The sequence below is a fragment of the Lysobacter sp. Root494 genome, assembly GCF_001427225.1.
In the GTDB taxonomy this organism is placed as follows: domain Bacteria; phylum Pseudomonadota; class Gammaproteobacteria; order Xanthomonadales; family Xanthomonadaceae; genus Agrilutibacter.
On sequence record NZ_LMFH01000005.1, the window covers coordinates 891,254 to 907,835 of the forward strand.

General features: G+C 64.7%; 12 protein-coding genes. 6 read left to right on the forward strand and 6 right to left on the reverse strand.

The genetic code is table 11. The features are described from left to right. Positions 1-12 precede the first annotated feature (12 nt). From ASD14_RS07450 to ASD14_RS07465, 4 genes are read left to right on the forward strand one after another with little or no spacing between them, the layout of a single operon-like run. The gene (locus ASD14_RS07450; RefSeq protein WP_056132262.1) at positions 13-1,011 is read left to right on the forward strand and encodes a carbohydrate kinase; all 999 of its coding nucleotides are present in this window, start codon (positions 13-15) and stop codon (positions 1,009-1,011) included. Next, entirely contained in the window at positions 1,008-2,450 is a 1,443-nt protein-coding gene (locus ASD14_RS07455) for an alpha-L-fucosidase (protein ID WP_157475160.1), read from the forward strand. The genes ASD14_RS07450 and ASD14_RS07455 overlap by 4 nt, the downstream gene beginning before the upstream one ends. A gap of 10 nt (positions 2,451-2,460) precedes the next feature. Then, positions 2,461-4,167: a peptide-N4-asparagine amidase gene (locus tag ASD14_RS07460; protein WP_162247684.1), complete on the forward strand. Its 1,707-nt coding sequence runs from the start codon at positions 2,461-2,463 to the stop codon at positions 4,165-4,167. 41 nt (positions 4,168-4,208) lie between these two features. Beyond that, positions 4,209-5,195 carry a glucokinase gene (locus ASD14_RS07465; RefSeq protein ID WP_056132264.1) on the forward strand — a complete coding sequence of 329 codons (987 nt, stop codon included), beginning with the start codon at positions 4,209-4,211 and terminating at the stop codon, positions 5,193-5,195. Positions 5,196-5,223: 28 nt separating this feature from the next. Here ASD14_RS07465 and ASD14_RS07470 read toward each other — a convergent pair whose 3' ends face one another. Next, entirely contained in the window at positions 5,224-6,570 is a 1,347-nt protein-coding gene (locus tag ASD14_RS07470) for an alpha-L-fucosidase (RefSeq protein WP_056131151.1), read from the reverse strand. Between the two features lie 191 nt (positions 6,571-6,761). On the opposite strand from ASD14_RS07470, the gene ASD14_RS07475 reads away from it, so the two are divergent. Beyond that, on the forward strand, positions 6,762-7,505 hold the full coding sequence (locus ASD14_RS07475) for a copper homeostasis protein CutC (RefSeq protein ID WP_056132267.1): 744 nt from the start codon (positions 6,762-6,764) through the stop codon (positions 7,503-7,505). On the opposite strand, the gene ASD14_RS07480 is transcribed toward ASD14_RS07475, so the two are convergent. From ASD14_RS07480 to ASD14_RS07500, 5 genes are all read right to left on the reverse strand, one after another. Further along, complete coding sequence (locus tag ASD14_RS07480) at positions 7,499-8,494, reverse strand: N(4)-(beta-N-acetylglucosaminyl)-L-asparaginase (protein WP_056131154.1); 996 nt, start codon at positions 8,492-8,494, stop codon at positions 7,499-7,501. The genes ASD14_RS07475 and ASD14_RS07480 overlap by 7 nt on opposite strands. A gap of 16 nt (positions 8,495-8,510) precedes the next feature. After that, positions 8,511-10,361, reverse strand: coding sequence for a beta-galactosidase family protein (locus ASD14_RS07485; RefSeq protein ID WP_056131157.1), 1,851 nt, complete (start codon positions 10,359-10,361; stop codon positions 8,511-8,513). Position 10,362: 1 nt separating this feature from the next. Beyond that, a complete protein-coding gene (locus ASD14_RS07490; protein WP_082538797.1) occupies positions 10,363-11,832 on the reverse strand; it encodes an alpha-L-fucosidase in 1,470 nt (489 codons plus the stop codon). Then, on the reverse strand, positions 11,829-13,124 hold the full coding sequence (locus ASD14_RS07495) for a sugar MFS transporter (RefSeq protein WP_056131160.1): 1,296 nt from the start codon (positions 13,122-13,124) through the stop codon (positions 11,829-11,831). Before ASD14_RS07495 ends, ASD14_RS07490 begins: the two co-directional genes overlap by 4 nt. 61 nt (positions 13,125-13,185) lie before the next feature. Then, positions 13,186-15,504 (reverse strand): family 20 glycosylhydrolase, encoded by a 2,319-nt coding sequence (locus ASD14_RS07500; RefSeq protein WP_082538798.1) that lies wholly within the window; start codon positions 15,502-15,504, stop codon positions 13,186-13,188. 314 nt (positions 15,505-15,818) lie between these two features. Between ASD14_RS07500 and ASD14_RS07505 the strand changes: the two genes are divergently transcribed. Next, positions 15,819-16,580, forward strand: coding sequence for an SDR family oxidoreductase (locus ASD14_RS07505; RefSeq protein ID WP_056131166.1), 762 nt, complete (start codon positions 15,819-15,821; stop codon positions 16,578-16,580). The last annotated feature ends 2 nt before the right edge of the window (positions 16,581-16,582 follow it).

A 16,582-nucleotide genomic window follows, 5' to 3' on the forward strand; every position in this document is an offset into this window, starting at 1 on the left:
AGTATTGAAGACATGAAGCACACGGACGTAAAACGCGACATCGTCTGCTTCGGCGAAGCATTGATCGATTTCCTTTCTACCGGCGGCGAAGCCGGCGGGCACCGCGCTTTCATCCAGCATGCGGGCGGTGCGCCCGCGAATGCTTCGGTTGCGGTGGCGCGCCTGGGTGGACGCGCGCAGTTCGTGGGCATGCTGGGCGCCGACATGTTCGGCGATTTCCTGCTGCACAGCCTCGACCAGGCAGGCGTGGGCACCCGTTACGTGCGTTACACGAGTGAAGCGAAGACGGCGCTCGCCTTTGTTTCGCTCGACGAGCATGGTGAACGCAGTTTCAGCTTCTACCGGCCGCCGGCCGCGGATCTGCTGTTCCGGGCGACGGATTTCGATCCCGATTGCTTCGCGAATGCTGCGATCTTCCACGTGTGCAGCAACAGCCTGACCGAACCTGGCATCGCGCAGGTCACGCTCGAAGGCATGGCGCTCGCGCGCAGCCTCGGTGCCGTGGTCAGCATGGACATGAACCTGCGCCCTGCCCTGTGGCCGACCAAAGCGGATCCGTTGCCCTGGCTGTGGCGTGCGCTTGCCGCCGCAGACGTGGTGAAGCTGGCAGGCAACGAACTCGATTATCTGTCCGAGCACGAGCCCGGGGGCGAATCGCGGGTGATCCATCGCCTGCTCGAAACCGCGCAGCTGCTCGTCACCACGGACGGTGCGGCTCCGCTGCGCTGGTATACGCGCGATGGCAGCGGCGTGCTGGAAACATTCTCCGTGCGCGCCATCGATACGACGGCGGCCGGTGACGCGTTCATCGGCGGGCTCTTGTATCAGCTGCAGTCGCGCGGCGTCGATCGCGCGCGCCTGGCGTCGTTCATTGCGGATCGGGCGGCGCTGACGGGGAGCCTTCGTTTTGCCGCGGGTTGCGGTGCCCTGGCGGTCACGCGGCATGGTGCATTCGCCGCCCTGCCTTCGCTCGGCGAAGTGCATTCGCTGCTGGAAAACAGTCCCGCATGATGAAAACCGCCCTGCTCGTCCTGTCGCTACTCCTCTCCATGCCATTGTTGGCGCAGGAACACGCGGCTGGAGACTATGTTCCAGAAATCGATCCCGCCGTCATCCGGAAGCTGGAGCAATGGCAGGACTGGAAGTTCGGTTTCATGATGCATTGGGGACCATACAGCCAGTGGGGCGCGGTTGAATCCTGGTCCATCTGCTCGGAAGACGTGGACTGGTGCAAACGTCCTGAAGGCATCAGCTACGTCGACTACGTGCGCAAGTACGAACAGCTGCCCAATACCTTCAATCCGGTGAAGTTCGATCCGGAGAAGTGGGCCGGGATCGCCAGCGATGCGGGCATGAAGTACGTGGTGTTCACGACCAAGCACCACGACGGCTTCAGCATGTTCGACACGAAGCAGACCGATTACCGCATCACCGCGCCAAACGTGCCGTTCCATTCGAACCCGCGCGCCAACGTCGCGAAGGAAGTCTTCGATGCGTTCCGCGCACGCGGCTTCGGCATCGGCGCGTATTTCTCGAAACCGGACTGGCACAGCGACGACTACTGGTCGCCGAAGTGGGCCACGCCCAACCGCCACACGAATTACGACACGCGCAAGCATCCGGACATCTGGAAGCGCTTCGTCGCGTTCACCCATGCGCAGATCGGCGAGCTCACTTCGCAATACGGCCCGCTCGACATCCTGTGGCTGGACGGTGGCTGGGTGCGCCCGCGCGACACCATGGACGACGCGGCGAATGGCACCGCGGGCGTGCCCTGGGCGCAGGACATCGACATGCCGGGACTCGTGTCGATCGCTCGCCGCAACCAGCCGGGCCTGATCGTCGTCGACCGCGCGGTCGGTGGACGTTACGAGAACTACCGCACGCCCGAGCAGAAGATTCCCGACGAACCGCTGCCGTATCCGTGGGAAACCTGCATGACGCTGGGCGACTCGTGGTCGTACGTGCCCAACGACAACTACAAGCCCGCGCGCACCGTCGTGCAGATGCTGGTGGACGTGGTGGCCAAGGGCGGCAACTACCTGCTCAACGTCGGGCCGAATGCCAATGGCGAACTGCCGCCGGTTGCAATCGATCGGCTGCATGAGATCGGCGCGTGGATGAAGGTCAACGGCAGCGCCATCCACGGCAGCCGCGCGGTCGCGCCCTATCGGGCCGGCAAGTTCCGCTACACACAACTGCACGACGGCACGGTGCATGCGATCTACCTGCCAGACGACAACGAAAAGCGCCTGCCGAAGACCCTGCGCATCCCGGGTCCGGCACCTCGCGCAGGCGCGCAGGTGGTCGTGCTTGGCGCCGATGTGCCGTTGGCATGGCGCCGCGATGGCGATGTCACCGTCGTCGAGGTGCCTGCCGTTGTTCGCAAGTCCACGGCCAATGCGTATGCATGGTCGGTCCGCCTGCCAGGCGCAGCGCCCGCGCGATGACGACGAGACGATGAAAACTCTTTCCCTTGCACTCCTGACGCTTCTTTCGGCTACCACGGCATACGCTTCAGAACCGCCCAAGCAGTTCGGCAGCGATCACGATGACCCGCGCACGGCGTATCCATCCCCGGTGCCGGAAGGCATGCAGGCCTGCACCGTCGAAGTACTGCACCACGGCTTCAACAGCTTTGACCCGGCGAAGGCGCGCATCGATGCGGCGGAACAATGCCCGGGCCCGTGGCATAAGATCGTGCTGCGCCTCGATGGTGCGGTGAAGGGTCGCCAGTACGATCGCATCGGCCACTTCGAGGTCGGTGGCGTCACTGTTTTCCGCACCAGTTCGCCGGAACCCTCGCGCGACGGAATCGAATGGCGCGTGGAGAAGGACGTCACCGCCTATGCGCCGCTGTTCGCCCAGCCGCAGGACGCGGAGATGCATCTGGGCAACGTGGTCAACGAAACCTACACCGGCATCTTCGACGTCAGGCTGAGCCTGCTGTTCTTCCGCGCCGATGACAAACACCCGGCCGCGCAAACCGCCGACCTCATCCTGCCGCTGGAAAAACTGCATGAAGACGGCGCCGACACGGTCGGCGATATCGTCATTCCCGCCAACAGCGAACGCCTGCTGGCCGAGGTCTACGCCACCGGCTCCGGCGGCGGGTGCGAGGAGTTCTGGTACTACGCCGTGCCGCTGGATGGCTACTGGTGCCACAACCCGCAAGGTCCGTACCGCGAAGTGCAGGTGCTGCTCGACGGCAAGGTCGCCGGCATCGCCGCACCCTATCCGCACATCTATACCGGCGGCTGGTCGAATCCGCTGCTGTGGTACACGATCCCCGCGCCGCGCGCGTTCGACATCCACCCGATCCGCTACGACCTGACGCCCTTCATCGGGCCACTCAACGATGGCAAGCCACACGAAGTTCGCCTGCACGTCGCCGGCGTGCCTGAAGGCAGCGAAGGCTGGAAGCTGCTGCCGAACCTGCAGGTATGGCGCGACGCCGGCGTGCAGCGCATCAAGGCGAAGCTGCTGCAGGCCGAACTGGGCGAACTGAAGCCGGACATGCGCCTGGACGCGACGATTCCGAGCGAGCAGTCGCTGCACTTCCTTGGCACGCGCCGTTTCGTCGCGCGTGGCGAAGTGCGCGGCTCGAAGGGCAAGGTCGAAACCACCGTCGAACGCACGCTCGACGCAGACGTGCACCACACATGGGGTTCGCTCGACGACAATGACGATCGCATGGTCGCCGAGTGGCGCGATCATGGTGTCGTATCGCGCAAGACCGGCGGCGAGATTGAATCGGAAACCGTGGAGCAGAACTTCGGCTTCGATGGCGGCATCGGACAGGTGGCGCTGGAAGGCGGCTCCGCCGGCAAGCCCGGTGAAAAGAGCGACGCCAGCGCGAAGACCGATCCGAAGGTTCGCCTCACCACGGACATCCGCATCTACGACGATAGCGACACGGTCCTTGTGCGCCGTGGCCAGCAAACGGCGCGCCGCACGCGCGATCGCTTCGCCGGCAGCGCCAGCTACAACCACGGCGTACCGCGCGAAGAGCGCAATGCGGTCGCCCATTCGCGACAGGAATTCCTGAGCCGCGACGACAACGACCATTGCGAGCGGCACGTCCTGCGCACGATCAACGGCCGCTTTGTCGAAGACGCGAGCGGATGCCCCGCCGCCTCGACGCCACCACCACAGGCCTCACGATGAGCTTCTCACAAACGGCACGGATCAGCGCGCCGAGTCCGATGATGAATATCCGCAACGCCGCATCCGTCCTGCAAGGCGCTCCCTTCCTCGCGATGGACGTGGGCGGCACGAATGCGCGGCTTGCGATCGTGCAGCGAAAGCCGGACGGAACCATCGGCGTCCTTGACCAGCAGCAGTACGCCGGCGCCGGGTTCGACAGCCTCAACGACATCGCCGCCGACTTCCTGTCGACGCGCGGGCCCGTCGACGACATCGCGATCGGCTGCACGGGCGTGCTGCGCGACGACAAGGTGATGAGCAACAACCTGCCGTGGCCCGTGTCACTGGCGGAGCTGCGCAATCTCGGGATTGCGCGCGTCGCCGTCGTCAACGATTTCGTCGCCGTCGCACACGCAGTGCAATGCATGACTCCCGACAACAGCGTGCTGCTGAGCGGACCCACCGTGGCCATGCCCGGGCCCACGCTGATAGTCGGACCCGGCACCGGATTGGGCGCGGCATACCGGATCCCGATCGGCAACCGCACGGCTGTACTGCCGAGCGAGGCCGGACAGATCGCCCTCGCGCCGGGCAATCCGCGCGAAGTCGCGGTGCTGGCGAAGATGATGGAGAACCGCTCGCACGTTTCCGCCGAGCAGATCACGTCAGGCCCGGGCCTGCTCAAGCTCTATCGAACGTTGTGCGCACTCGATGGTGTCCCTGCACGCCAGGAAACACCCGCTGCCGTGACCGACGCCGCGCGTGCCGGAGAAACGCAGGCGCTCGAAGCCGTGTTGATGTTCTGCGACGTGCTCGGCAGCCAACTCGGCGATCTCGCGCTGGTCGGCAGTGCCACCAGCGTGTACATCGCCGGTGGCATCGTGTCGAAGATGCGCGATTTCATGGATCGCAGCCGCTTCCACGCGCGCTTCATCAACAAGGGCGTGATGCGTGCGGCGCTCGAGCAGGTGCCGGTGTGGCTGATCGATTACCCGCACACGGGCATCATCGGCGCGGCGGCGTGGTACGTGGAACAATCCGTAGCGTAGCGCCACGCAACACTCGGAACTGGCTTTCTCAGTTGCTTTCGATCGGCTTGATCTGATCGCTGAACAGCGACACTGGCTTATCGAGTTCCAGCGCGATCACGGTGACCACCGGATCGAACGCGTCCTTCGGCACATCGAGGTACAGCAGGCCGGGCACCTTGCTCCAGCCGAACTTGCCGACCACCTGGTGTCCGACCGTTGCATTGCTGCCGACCACGCGCGCGCGCAGGACCTGGTTGTCCAATCCCTTGATCACGAGGTCTTCGTTGGGCCGGCCGTCGACGAAGAGGTAAAGCTTGCGGCCGTCCGCGCTCAGCGTGCTTGGTCCGTGGAAGTAGTCGAGCGGAATGCCCGCGAGCGATCCGTAGATCGCTTCACCATGCTTGCCGGTCCAGCGGCCGAATTCCTCGAGGATCTGCACCTGCCGTTCGTCGATGCTGCCGTCTTCCTTCGGGCCGATGTCGAGCAGCAGGTTGCCGCCCATCGAAATCGTGTCGGCGAAGATGCGGATCAACTGTCCTGGCGTCTTGTACGCGTTGTCCGAGGGTCTATAGCCCCAGGACATGTTCATCGTCAGGCACAACTCCCAATAGCGATCGGTTGGCTTGTGGATCGGCACGCCCTGCTCCGGCGTGCCGTAATCGCCATGGCCGGCCAGGCGGGAGTTGATGATGGCGTTGGGGTTGTGCGCGAGGATCATCGCGCGTGTCTTTTGCGCCTGCCATTCCTCGGCGCTGTGTTCCCAGTCGCCATCGAACCAGTACAGGTCGGGGTTGTAGCGCTCGCCGACGTCGCGCACCTGTTCCTGGTAATAGGCGAGATAGCGTTGCCAGCGGGCGGGTTCGGCCTTGATGTCGTAGCGCTTCTTTTCGCGCGTGAACACGTCGTAGTCGGAATACGACCAGTCCGGCAGCGAGTAATACAGGCCGACCTTCAGCTTGTCCTTGCGCAAGGCGTCGACGAACGGACCAATGAGATCGCGTTTGGCCGGCGTGTCGCGCACCACGTTCAGGCCCTTCTTCGAATTCCACAACGCAACGCCGTCGTGATGGCGGCTGGTCAGCACCGCGTAGCGCGCGCCGCTGCGCTTGATCAGGTCGGCCCAGCCCTGTGCGTCGTAATTGCGCGCGGTGAAATCCTTCTTCTGGCTCATGTACTGGGGCCAGGTGGTTTCGCCATTGAAGAACGACCACGACTCGCTCGTGCCGTGCGCCGCGTAGATGCCCCAATGGATGAAGATGCCGAGCTTGGCGTCGTCAAACCATTGCATGCGCTGGTCGGCCGATGTCGTAGCCGCCTGAGGTGCCGGAGCCTGCGCGGCGGCGGTTCCACACAGGCCAGAGGCGAGCAGCAGGGAAGCGGCGAGCTGTTTCATGCGGTTGCGACTCCGGCGGACGGTGATGTGGCCTAGTGGTTGGACCAATGCTAACGTGTCTCGGCGGTCGCCAGAAGCCGAACCGGCGGCATTTTGAAGGCGGCGACGATATCGTCGCGTTGCCGATCAACTGCGTGTCAGCTCCCGCCGACGCCATGCGTGACGAGATCACAGAAGGAATTCACGAAAACATGACCCAGGAACCGCTGCTGGAAGTGGCAGCTAACTCGGTGGCCTCCGCTATCGCCGCGCAGGACGGCGGCGCGGGTCGCGTGGAGTTGTGCACGGCGCTCGAACTGGGCGGCCTCACCCCGTCGCATGGGCAGATCGCCCTTGCCCGCGATCGTCTTCGCATCCCGCTGTACGTGCTGATCCGTCCGCGCGCGGGTGACTTCCTGTACAGCGATGACGAGTGCGCCACGATGCAGCGCGATATCGAAGCCTGCGTCGCGCTTGGTTGCGATGGCGTGGTGATTGGCGTGCTGGATGCCCACGGCAACGTGGATCGCGATCGCTGCGTCGGGCTCGTCACCGCGGCGAAAGGTCTCGGCGTGACATTCCATCGTGCCATCGACGTCAGTCGCGATCCGCTACAGTCGCTTGAAGACGCGATCGCGCTGGGATGCGAGCGTGTGCTGAGCTCCGGCGCGCAGTCGAACGCGCCCGACGGCGCCGACCTGCTTCGTGAAATGGTGTTGCGCGCGGACGGCCGCATTTCGGTGATGCCGGGCGCCGGTATCGACGCAATGAATATCGCCGCGCTTCGCGAGCAGACCGGCGCGAGGGAATTCCACGCATCGGCCAAGCACGCGTGCCCTTCCCTGTCCCATTACGTCCCACGCCAGTCGCTGGGCATGACCGGTGGCGAGATCCGCACCGATGCCGCGATCGTGCGTCGCATCGTCGACGCGCTGCGTAGTAACGGAAGTCAGTAGACCGAACGCGAATCCAGCAGCGCATCCTGCTTCGCGGCATCGCAGACCGCGTACACGAAGCCTTTGTGCAGGGCATACGCGCCCACTTCGCCCTCGCGGTTCATGGCGAGGAAGCACACCTGCAACGTCTTGCTCGCTTCAGGGCGTTTGCGGACGACGCGATCGATCGCCTCACGGCAGGCTTCCATCGGCGTGCGGCCCTGGCGCATGAGCTCCACCACGAGGAAGCTGGCCGCGTTGCGGATCATCTCCTCGCCCACGCCTGAAGCCGTCGCGGCGCCCACCGCGTGGTCGACGTAGAGTCCCGCGCCGACGATCGGACTGTCGCCCACGCGGCCGTGCAGCTTCCACGCCATGCCGCTGGTCGTGCACGCGCCGGCGAGATTGCCGTTGGCGTCGAGCGCGAGCATGCCGAGGGTGTCGTGGTTTTCCTTGTTGCCCGGCAGCTTTGCGCGCTCGGTGTTGATCTGCGGCTTGTACTGCGCGGTCTTGAGCCATTCCTGCCAGGCCTTTTTCGCTTCCGGCGTGAGCAGCGGCTTCTTCTCGAAGCCCTGCTGCACAGCAAACTGTTGCGCGCCCTCGCCCACCAGCAGCACGTGCGGCGTCTTCTCCATTACCGCACGCGCGACGGAAATCGGATGCAGGATGTCTTCGATCGCGGCAACGGCACCGCAGCGGCCGTCGCCATCCATGATGCTGGCGTCGAGTGTCTGCACGCCGTCGCGATCCGGATAACCGCAGTGCCCGACGGTGGTGTTGCACAGTGTTTCTTCCGCCCAACGCGCGCCGGTTTCGACGGCATCGAGCGCGGAACTTCCCGCAGAGAGCTTCGCCCATGCCGCCTGGTTGGCGCCTACGCCGAAATCCCAGGTCGACACGACACGGGCACGCGTGGCTGTTTTGCCCGTTGCGGCGGTAGCTCCCTGGGCAAGCGCCAGAGCGGTCGCGGAAAGCAGGCTGGACTGGAGGAAGCGGCGGCGGCTGGTCATGGCAGTGCTCCTGAATTCAATGCGTACCGGTTGCAGGCAAAGTGGCGGCGGTGGCGTACACCGGCTCGGTCAGGCCCTGCACGCTGCGTTGCCGGTTGGATTCGAGTTCGAGCACGACGATCTCGTTCCTGCCGCGTCGCAGCCATTCGGCCGGCACCAGCAGCGCCTGCTGCGGCCCGATCTGCCAGAAACGGCCAAGGTGATGTCCGTTGATCCACACATGGCCCCTGCCCCAACCGCGCATGTCGATGTAGCTGTCGCCCGACGACGCAAGCGTGAACGTGCCGCGATGGAACGCAGGCGAATCGCGATCGCCTTCAATGAAGCGCACCCGCGACAGATCGTCGAGCGGCAGGCGATACATTTCCCAATCCAGCACCGGTTTTCCGCCGAAGCGCACCGGGCCGAGCAATCCTTTTCGTTCGTCCACCATGCGCGGGCCGTAGTTGATGCGGCCCATGTTCTCGACCAGCAGGTCGACCGGCTGTCCCGCTGCCACGTCGAGTTCGATGCTGCGTTGTCCCTTGCGGCGATCGAGTGTGCCCAGTGGCTTTCCGCCCTGGTAGATCAACGCCATGTCGCGCACGTCGCCGACTTCCAGCGTGGTCTTGCCCTGGATCGGTAAACGCGCGCGATACCAGACGAAGCCGTAGGACTGGTCGAGTTCTTCCATGCTCAGCGGCCGCACCGCAGCCGTGGGATTCGCGAGCAGTGCATCCAGCGGCGCCGACTGCCTCAGGGTGAAGCGCGGAATCGCGATCATCGGCGGCGGTTCCGGCACCGCGGGCAGGGTTTCGCCGGGTTGCAGATGCCGGCCGATGAGTTCCCGCAGTGCGTGGTATGCGGGCGTCGGACGTCCGGCTTCGTCCAGCGGCGCACCGTAGTCGTAACTGCTCGTGTCGGGCTGGTACGGCTCCTTGTCGCTGTAGTTCGCGCCATTCATGAAGCCGAAGGTGGTCCCGCCATGGAACATGTAGAGGCTGAAGGAGATGTCGCGTTCCAGCATCCAGCCGATGTCGCGTTGGATATTTTCGATGTTGCCGGTGTGGTGCTCATCGCCCCAGTGGTCGAACCAGCCCGGGTAGTACTCCCCTGCCATTTGCGGCACGTTGCCGCGGAATCGCGCGAATGCCTCGAAGTTTCCAGCCGGGTCGTCACCGAAGTTGATCACCGGCAACACGTCGGGAAGCGTACCTCCGCCGAGCATCTTCGGCGTCGCGCCGTCGGCGGTGTACAGCGTCACATCGAAGCCGGCCTGCCGCAGTGCGTCGCGAACGCTGCGCATGTAGCCGTGGTCGCTGCCGAAGGAACCGTATTCGTTCTCGACCTGCACCATCACGATCGGGCCGCCCTGCGTAACCTGCAATGGTGCGAGCTGGCGGCCGACTTCGTGCAGGTAGCGCGTGACCGCGGCGACGTAGCGCGGATCGGACGTGCGCACGCGCATGTCCGGCGTCTTCAGCAGCCACGACGGAAACCCGCCGAATTCCCACTCCGCGCAGCTGTAAGGGCCCGGACGGATGATCACCCACAGCCCTTCTTGCCGGGCGATGCGGACGAACTCGGCGATGTCGTTGCGGCCGCTGAAATCGAACTCGCCGGGACGCGGCTCGTGCAGGTTCCAGAACAGATACGTGCCGACCGTGTTGAGCCCCATCGCTTTGAGCATGCGCAGCCGGTCGCGCCAGTGCTCGCGCGGAATGCGGCTGAAGTGCATCTCGCCGCCACGGATCACGAAAGGCTTTCCGTCGAGCAGGAAGTGCTCGCCCTTCCAGCCAAACGTATGCGTCGGGTGCGCCGCTTCAGGGCGTCCCGGCACGATCAGAAACGCAAGCAACAGCAGCAACGTGACCAGGCGTGTCTTCATGTCAGGATTCCTGCCGCGTGCGGTACTGCGCCACCCGGCGCAGCCGCGGTGTGTCGTAGGCAAACTCCACCGACACGCGAATGCGCGATGCGGTGCACGGTGCGAAACGGGCCAGGCGCGCGTTGCCGATCGTGGTGCCCCAGCACACGGTTTGCCATCCACCGTCCTGCCAGGCATCGACGCGATGGTTGGCGATGTGCTGGCCATGCTCGATCGCTTCTTCGAGGCGAAGCACGTCGAACGTGATCGGCGCGGGCGATTCGAATTCGATCCAGCCCGAGCGTTCGCCCGCAGGCGCCTGCCAGTACCGATCGCCTGAGGAATCCAGCACGGCTGCAGGCGTACTGCCGCCGCTTGCACGTACCTGCGCACCTTCGAGCAGGTTACTTGCGAACAGGTGACGTCGCATTTCGAAGAATTCCTCGAGCGCGCGCACGTCGTTCTCGTGGAGCAATCCCTCCGAAGTCGGCGGAACATTGAGCAGCAACTTGCTGTTGCGGCCTACCGATTTGAAGTAGAGCTCCATCAGGTTGGCGGCCGTGCGAACCTTGTCGTCCTCGCTCGCGTGCCAGAACCAGCCTGGGCGGATCGAGACGTCGGCTTCACCCGGACGCCATTCGCTGCCCTGCGGATCGCCCTGCATCAGCGCTTCCGGCACCCACGAAGCATCGAAGCCGGCGTACGGCACGCGCTTCGGATCGACCATGCTCCAGCAGGTGGTGCCGGCTTCTCCCTTCTCATTGCCGATCCAGCGCACACCGGGGCCGGCGTCACCGAAGATCACGGCATTGGGTTGCATCCTGCGCACGGTGCCGTGGATGCGCGGCCAGTCGTAGATCTGGCGTTTGCCGTTCGGGCCCTCACCATTTGCACCGTCGAACCAGACTTCGACCAGTTCTCCGTAATTCCCCAGCAGTTCTTCGAGCTGCGTGATATAGAAATCGTTGTAGGCCTCACCCTGCCCGTAGCTGGGTGTATTGCGATCCCATGGCGACAGATAGAAGCCGACGCCCAGACCTTCCGCGCGGCACGCATCGGCGAACTCGCGCACGACATCGCCCTTGCCATCGCGCCAAGGGCTGTTGCGAATGCAGTGCCCGGTGGTGCGCGTGGGCCACAGGCAGAAGCCGTCGTGGTGCTTCGCCGTCAGGATCATGCTGCCGAAGCCGCAGCGTTTCGCCGTTCGCGCCCATTGCCGCGCGTCGAGCTTGTGCGGATCGAAGATGCGCGGGCTTTCCGTGCCGTCGCCCCACTCCTTGCCGGTGAACGTATTCACCGTGAAGTGGACGAACATCGCGAGCTCTTCGCGCTGCCATGCCAGTTGCTGCGGTGTCGGAGGCGGGCGCGCGGCAGCACTGGTGACCCGTGCTGCCGATGCCGCACCCGCACCGAGCGGCAATGATGCCGCAACCAGTCCACTGCCGGCGGCGGCAAGAAAGCCGCGCCGCGACTGCGATGTCTTCACTCTCATGCGTTCGTTGCGCGAGGCTGCGCCACGCTGTTGCCGACACGCGGTGGCACGCGATGACCGCGCAGGGCGAAATACAGGATGTACAGGTAGCACGGCAGCATCAACACGAAGAACCACAGCTGGAACTGCTGCGGCGAATGATCGAGCAGCAACGCGAACAGCTGCGGCACCAGCGCGCCGCCGGCAATGCCCATGATCAGCAGTGCCGAACCACGTTCGATCAGGCGGCCCAGGCCGTGGATCGACAATGGGAAGATCGCCGGCCACATCATCGCGTTGGCGAAACCGAGCGCGAAGATGAAGGTGACCGATGCGTAGCCATGGGCAAGATAGGCGCACAGCGTCAGTACCATGCCGAGCACCGCGGAAACGGCCAGGTAACGTTGCTGCGAAACGAAGCGCGGCACCAGGATGAAGCCCGCGACGTAACCGATGAGCATCGCGCCTAGCGTGTACATCGTGAAGAACTTGGTTTGGTCGAGCGGAATGCCAGCTTCGCGTCCGTACACACCGACCGCGTCGCCCGCCATGACTTCGGCGGCCACGTAGACAAAGATCGCGAGTGCACCCAGCCACACGTGCGGATAGTCGGACAGGCGTCCGGCACTTTCCTGCTTCGACTTCGCATCGCTTTCGCCGCGCACGTCGGGCAGCGGCGAGAACAGGATCGCCAGTCCGAGTACCGCGAGAACGCCGGCCATCAACAGGTAAGGCACGTGGATGCTGCTGGCGAACTGGTCGAGGATCTGCTCCTTCGTCGCCGCATCGGCACCGGCCACCTGCGTGGCGATGTCGCCCATGCCGTGCAGCACCAGCGTGCCCAGCAGGAACGGCGCAGCCATGCCGGCGATCTTGTTGCAGATGCCCATGAGCGCGATGCGCTGCGCGCCGCTTTCGATCGGCCCGAGGATGCTGATGTAGGGATTCGCCGCGGTCTGCAGGATCGCCAGGCCTGCACCGATGACGAAGAGTCCGGCGAGCGCGCCCGGATACCAGCGCTGCACGCAGAACTGTCCGAACGCGATGGCGCCGGCTGCCATCACCCACAACGCGATGGCCATGCCCTTCTTCATGCCGGTGCGGTCGAGGATCACCGACGCGGGCAACGCCCAGCAGAAGTAGGAGATGTAGAAGACGAAGGTGACCAGGAAGGCAGCGAACGTGCTCAGGTCGAACGCAAGCCGCACGAACTGGATCAACGGCCCGTTGATCCAGGTGAACCAGCCCATGACAAAAAACAGCAAGCCGATGATGGCGATCGAAACCCAGGTACTGCGCACCTTGTCCTGCATGAGATTTCCTCGAAAGAGAGACTTGCCGCTTTTAAGTTAGAGATGCGCCTCGTGGCGACGGTTACCGCTCCACCGGTTGCAACTGGATGCGATCGATCGCCCACAGTGGATCGTGCTTGTCACGCGTGAAACGCAGGCAGAGATCGTGGCGTCCGGTTACGTTGCTTATCGGCACGTCGATCACGGCAACGCCGCCATCGCGACGCGCATCGCCCAGTGCCGCCGTGCCGACGCGCTTGCCATTGCAGCTGTCCAGCGCGACTTCAAGTTCGCCTTCACGCGTGGCCTGCTTGCGCAGCGCACCCGGTGCGGGGTCTGCGCCGAACTGGAAATTGAACGGCAGGTCGACGGCATCGACACGCAGCGAGGTCACCCCGGTGAGATCCACGTCCTTCCAGATCCAGCACGGATTGCCGATGTCGACCGGGACCACGGCACGCTGATCACCCACAGGCTCGTCGTCTTCCAGGCGCAGTACGAGCCCGTCCTTCGAACAGGTCTGCAGCTGCTCGGCATCGACGGTCGCGAGCGCCAGTGCACTGACCTGCTGCGAGCGTGGCGCGGCGAGCGGACGCCCTTCGAAGAACGCGTTCGCACGCACGGAAGTGGCAAACGGGACTGCCAGTGGCTTTTCGTAACGGGGCGAATCCGGTCCCGGTTCGCCACCATCGAGCGTGTAGCGCAATTCACCGAAACCGGTCTGGTTGCGCAACGCGACCAGCGCGCCGTCGCCTTCCGGCTTCATGTCGAAGCGCACGGCAAAAGCGCTGTCCGCGGCCGCGATTCCCGCCTTGCGATAACGCTGCATCTGCGGCGCAAGCCGCTGCAGGAATCCGTTCCAGTCGCGCGTCTCGCGTGGCGACCACGCGACCTCTGCGAGCGCGGCTAGACGCGGAAACGTCATGTGTTCCACGCGCGGCTCGGTGCGTACATGTTCGGTCCAGAGGTTCGCCTGCGTGCCGAGCACGTGCTTCGACTCTTCCGCCGTCAGCTCTGCCGGCACCGGCTCGAAGTCATAGACCGCCTTCAACGGTGTCGGATAGTCGTGGCTCGGCGGCTCGTCGGCCGCATCGCTCTGCATGCGATTGAAATAGACCACGTTGCTCGGCGACAGCACGACATCGTGCCCCTGCTTCGCGGCCTCGACCGCGCCCTTGATGCCACGCCAGGACATCACCGTCGCTTCCGGCGGCAGGCCGCCTTCGAGGATCTCGTCCCAGCCGATCAGCTTGCGGCCCTTGGACGCGACGAAGCGCTCGATGCGCTTGATGAACCAGCTCTGCAGTTCATGCTCGTCGGCGAGGCCCAACGCGCGGCGTTGTTCCTGCACTTTCGGCGACGACGTCCACTGTGTCTTGACGGCTTCGTCCCCGCCAATGTGGATGTACGTGCCAGGAAATACATCCATCACCTCGCTCAGCACGCCCTCGAGGAAGGAGAACGTCGCATCGTCGGTGTTGTACAGGTACGGGTTCACGCCCCAGTCGGGCGACACCGCCGGCGCCCTGCCGGTCACGCCGAATTGCGGATAGGCGGCGATGGCCGCCTGCGCGTGCCCGGGCATTTCGATTTCCGGCACCACGGTGATGTGGCGCTGGGCAGCGTATTCGACGATCTCCCGTGCCTGGTCCTGCGTGTAATAGCCGCCGTAGCGCACGGGCTTGCCATCGGCATCGCGTCCGGCCTTGCCCGCGGGAACGCGCCACGCGCCAACATCGGTCAGGCGCGGATAGCGCTTGATTTCAAGCCTCCAGCCCTGGTCGTCGGTGAGATGCCAGTGGAAGACGTTGAGCTTGGCCTGCGCCATCTGGTCGAGCAGCTTCTTGATCTCGCCGATGCTCTGCAGGTGCCGCGCGGAATCGAGCATGAAGCCGCGCCATGCGAAGCGCGGCGCATCCTCGACGCGCAGCGCCTGGAGTTTTACCGGAAGTGCATTTCCGCCGTCGGCCGACAACAACTGCCACAGGGTGATGCCGCCGTAGAACAGCCCCGGCGCCGAACGCGCGCTCACCTGCACGCCGGAAGGTGAAACCGAAACGGAATAGGCTTCATCGCCCGCAGGTGCCTTCGGGTCGATGGCGAAAGCGATGCCGCGCTTCGTCGAACGCGCATCTCGTGTGGCTTCGACCAGCGGCAGTCGGGTGCTGCTGCTGGATTCAAGCAAGTTGATGAAGTAGTCCGCCGCGTGCCGCGCATGCGTATCGCCGGGCGGCACCTGTACTTGCGTAGCCGCGTCTACGGAAAACGCGCCGTTCGCTTGCGTGACGCGTGCGGGCAACGGAATCACGGGCGCACTCACCGCCCGGGCGGGAGCCACGAATGCCAGCGACGCAAGCAACGTCAACGCGGGACGCAACAACCAGACAGTGGCACAGCTCATGGAATGTTGCTCTCCTGATTCGATGTGGCCAGCGTCGCGTGCCGGCAGCGGCCGATCGTAGCGTACGGCTTGCAGCCGCTGCCCCGGCCGCAGTGCGCAGTCTCATCACGAATCACGATGTGCATCAGGCAAGGCCCGGTTATGCCGTTGTCCGGTTCTGCATGCCCTATGCCCTGGGTGTCTCGCCGACACATGCATTCCGCGTCTCTCCCGTTTGCCATTCACGCCGGAACGCCGGATTGGGACCACTGGCGTTACGTCGAATTCCGGCTACGATACTATTGGTCCAACCACTAGGCCAATGGGTACCCGCCATGAGACTGCAGGGCAAGCGCGCGCTGGTCACCGCCGCCGCACAAGGCATTGGCCGCGCCACGGCGCTGGCGTTCGCGCGTGAAGGCGCGCAGGTGCTTGCGGCGGACATCAATGAAGCCGGGCTCGCGAACCTGCAAGCCGAAGGCGGCCCGCGGATCCAGACCCTGCACCTGGACGTCACCAATGCCGAAGCAATGGCCTCCCTCGGCACTCATGGCGGCACTGACGGCTTCAGCACTCTCTTCAACTGTGCCGGCGTCGTGCACGCCGGCAGCGTGCTGGAGTGCGACGAACGCGACTGGGAATTCGCGCTGCAACTCAATGTGACCGCGATGTTCCGGATAGTCCGTGCGGTCCTGCCGGGCATGCTCGAACGCGGCGGCGGCTCCATCGTCAACATGTCGTCGGTCGCTTCGAGCCTGAAGGGCGTGCCGAACCGCTTCGCCTACAGCACCACCAAGGCGGCCGTGATCGGCCTCACCAAATCGATCGCCGCCGATTTCGTCGGTGCGGGCATCCGCTGCAACGCGATCTGCCCGGGCACGGTCGAGTCCCCTTCCCTGCAGCAGCGCATCGCCGAACAGGCGCGCGCGCAGAACTCGACGACCGACCAGGTGCACGCCGCATTCGTGGCGCGCCAGCCGATGGGCCGCCTGGGCCGTCCGGAAGAGATCGCCGCGCTCGCCGTCTATCTCGCGAGCGACGAGTCCGCCTTCACCACCGGCACCTGCCAGGTGATCGATGGCGGCTGGAGCACCTGAGT

Bases quoted from the DNA above. Each gene is read 5' to 3' on its own strand.
- ASD14_RS07450 (WP_056132262.1), top strand. From the start codon at position 13: ATGAAGCACACGGACGTAAAACGCGACATCGTCTGCTTCGGCGAAGCA.
- ASD14_RS07455 (WP_157475160.1), top strand. From the start codon at position 1,008: ATGATGAAAACCGCCCTGCTCGTCCTGTCGCTACTCCTCTCCATGCCA.
- ASD14_RS07460 (WP_162247684.1), top strand. From the start codon at position 2,461: ATGAAAACTCTTTCCCTTGCACTCCTGACGCTTCTTTCGGCTACCACG.
- ASD14_RS07465 (WP_056132264.1), top strand. From the start codon at position 4,209: ATGAATATCCGCAACGCCGCATCCGTCCTGCAAGGCGCTCCCTTCCTC.
- ASD14_RS07470 (WP_056131151.1), bottom strand. From the start codon at position 6,570: ATGAAACAGCTCGCCGCTTCCCTGCTGCTCGCCTCTGGCCTGTGTGGA.
- ASD14_RS07475 (WP_056132267.1), top strand. From the start codon at position 6,762: ATGACCCAGGAACCGCTGCTGGAAGTGGCAGCTAACTCGGTGGCCTCC.
- ASD14_RS07480 (WP_056131154.1), bottom strand. From the start codon at position 8,494: ATGACCAGCCGCCGCCGCTTCCTCCAGTCCAGCCTGCTTTCCGCGACC.
- ASD14_RS07485 (WP_056131157.1), bottom strand. From the start codon at position 10,361: ATGAAGACACGCCTGGTCACGTTGCTGCTGTTGCTTGCGTTTCTGATC.
- ASD14_RS07490 (WP_082538797.1), bottom strand. From the start codon at position 11,832: ATGAGAGTGAAGACATCGCAGTCGCGGCGCGGCTTTCTTGCCGCCGCC.
- ASD14_RS07495 (WP_056131160.1), bottom strand. From the start codon at position 13,124: ATGCAGGACAAGGTGCGCAGTACCTGGGTTTCGATCGCCATCATCGGC.
- ASD14_RS07500 (WP_082538798.1), bottom strand. From the start codon at position 15,504: ATGAGCTGTGCCACTGTCTGGTTGTTGCGTCCCGCGTTGACGTTGCTT.
- ASD14_RS07505 (WP_056131166.1), top strand. From the start codon at position 15,819: ATGAGACTGCAGGGCAAGCGCGCGCTGGTCACCGCCGCCGCACAAGGC.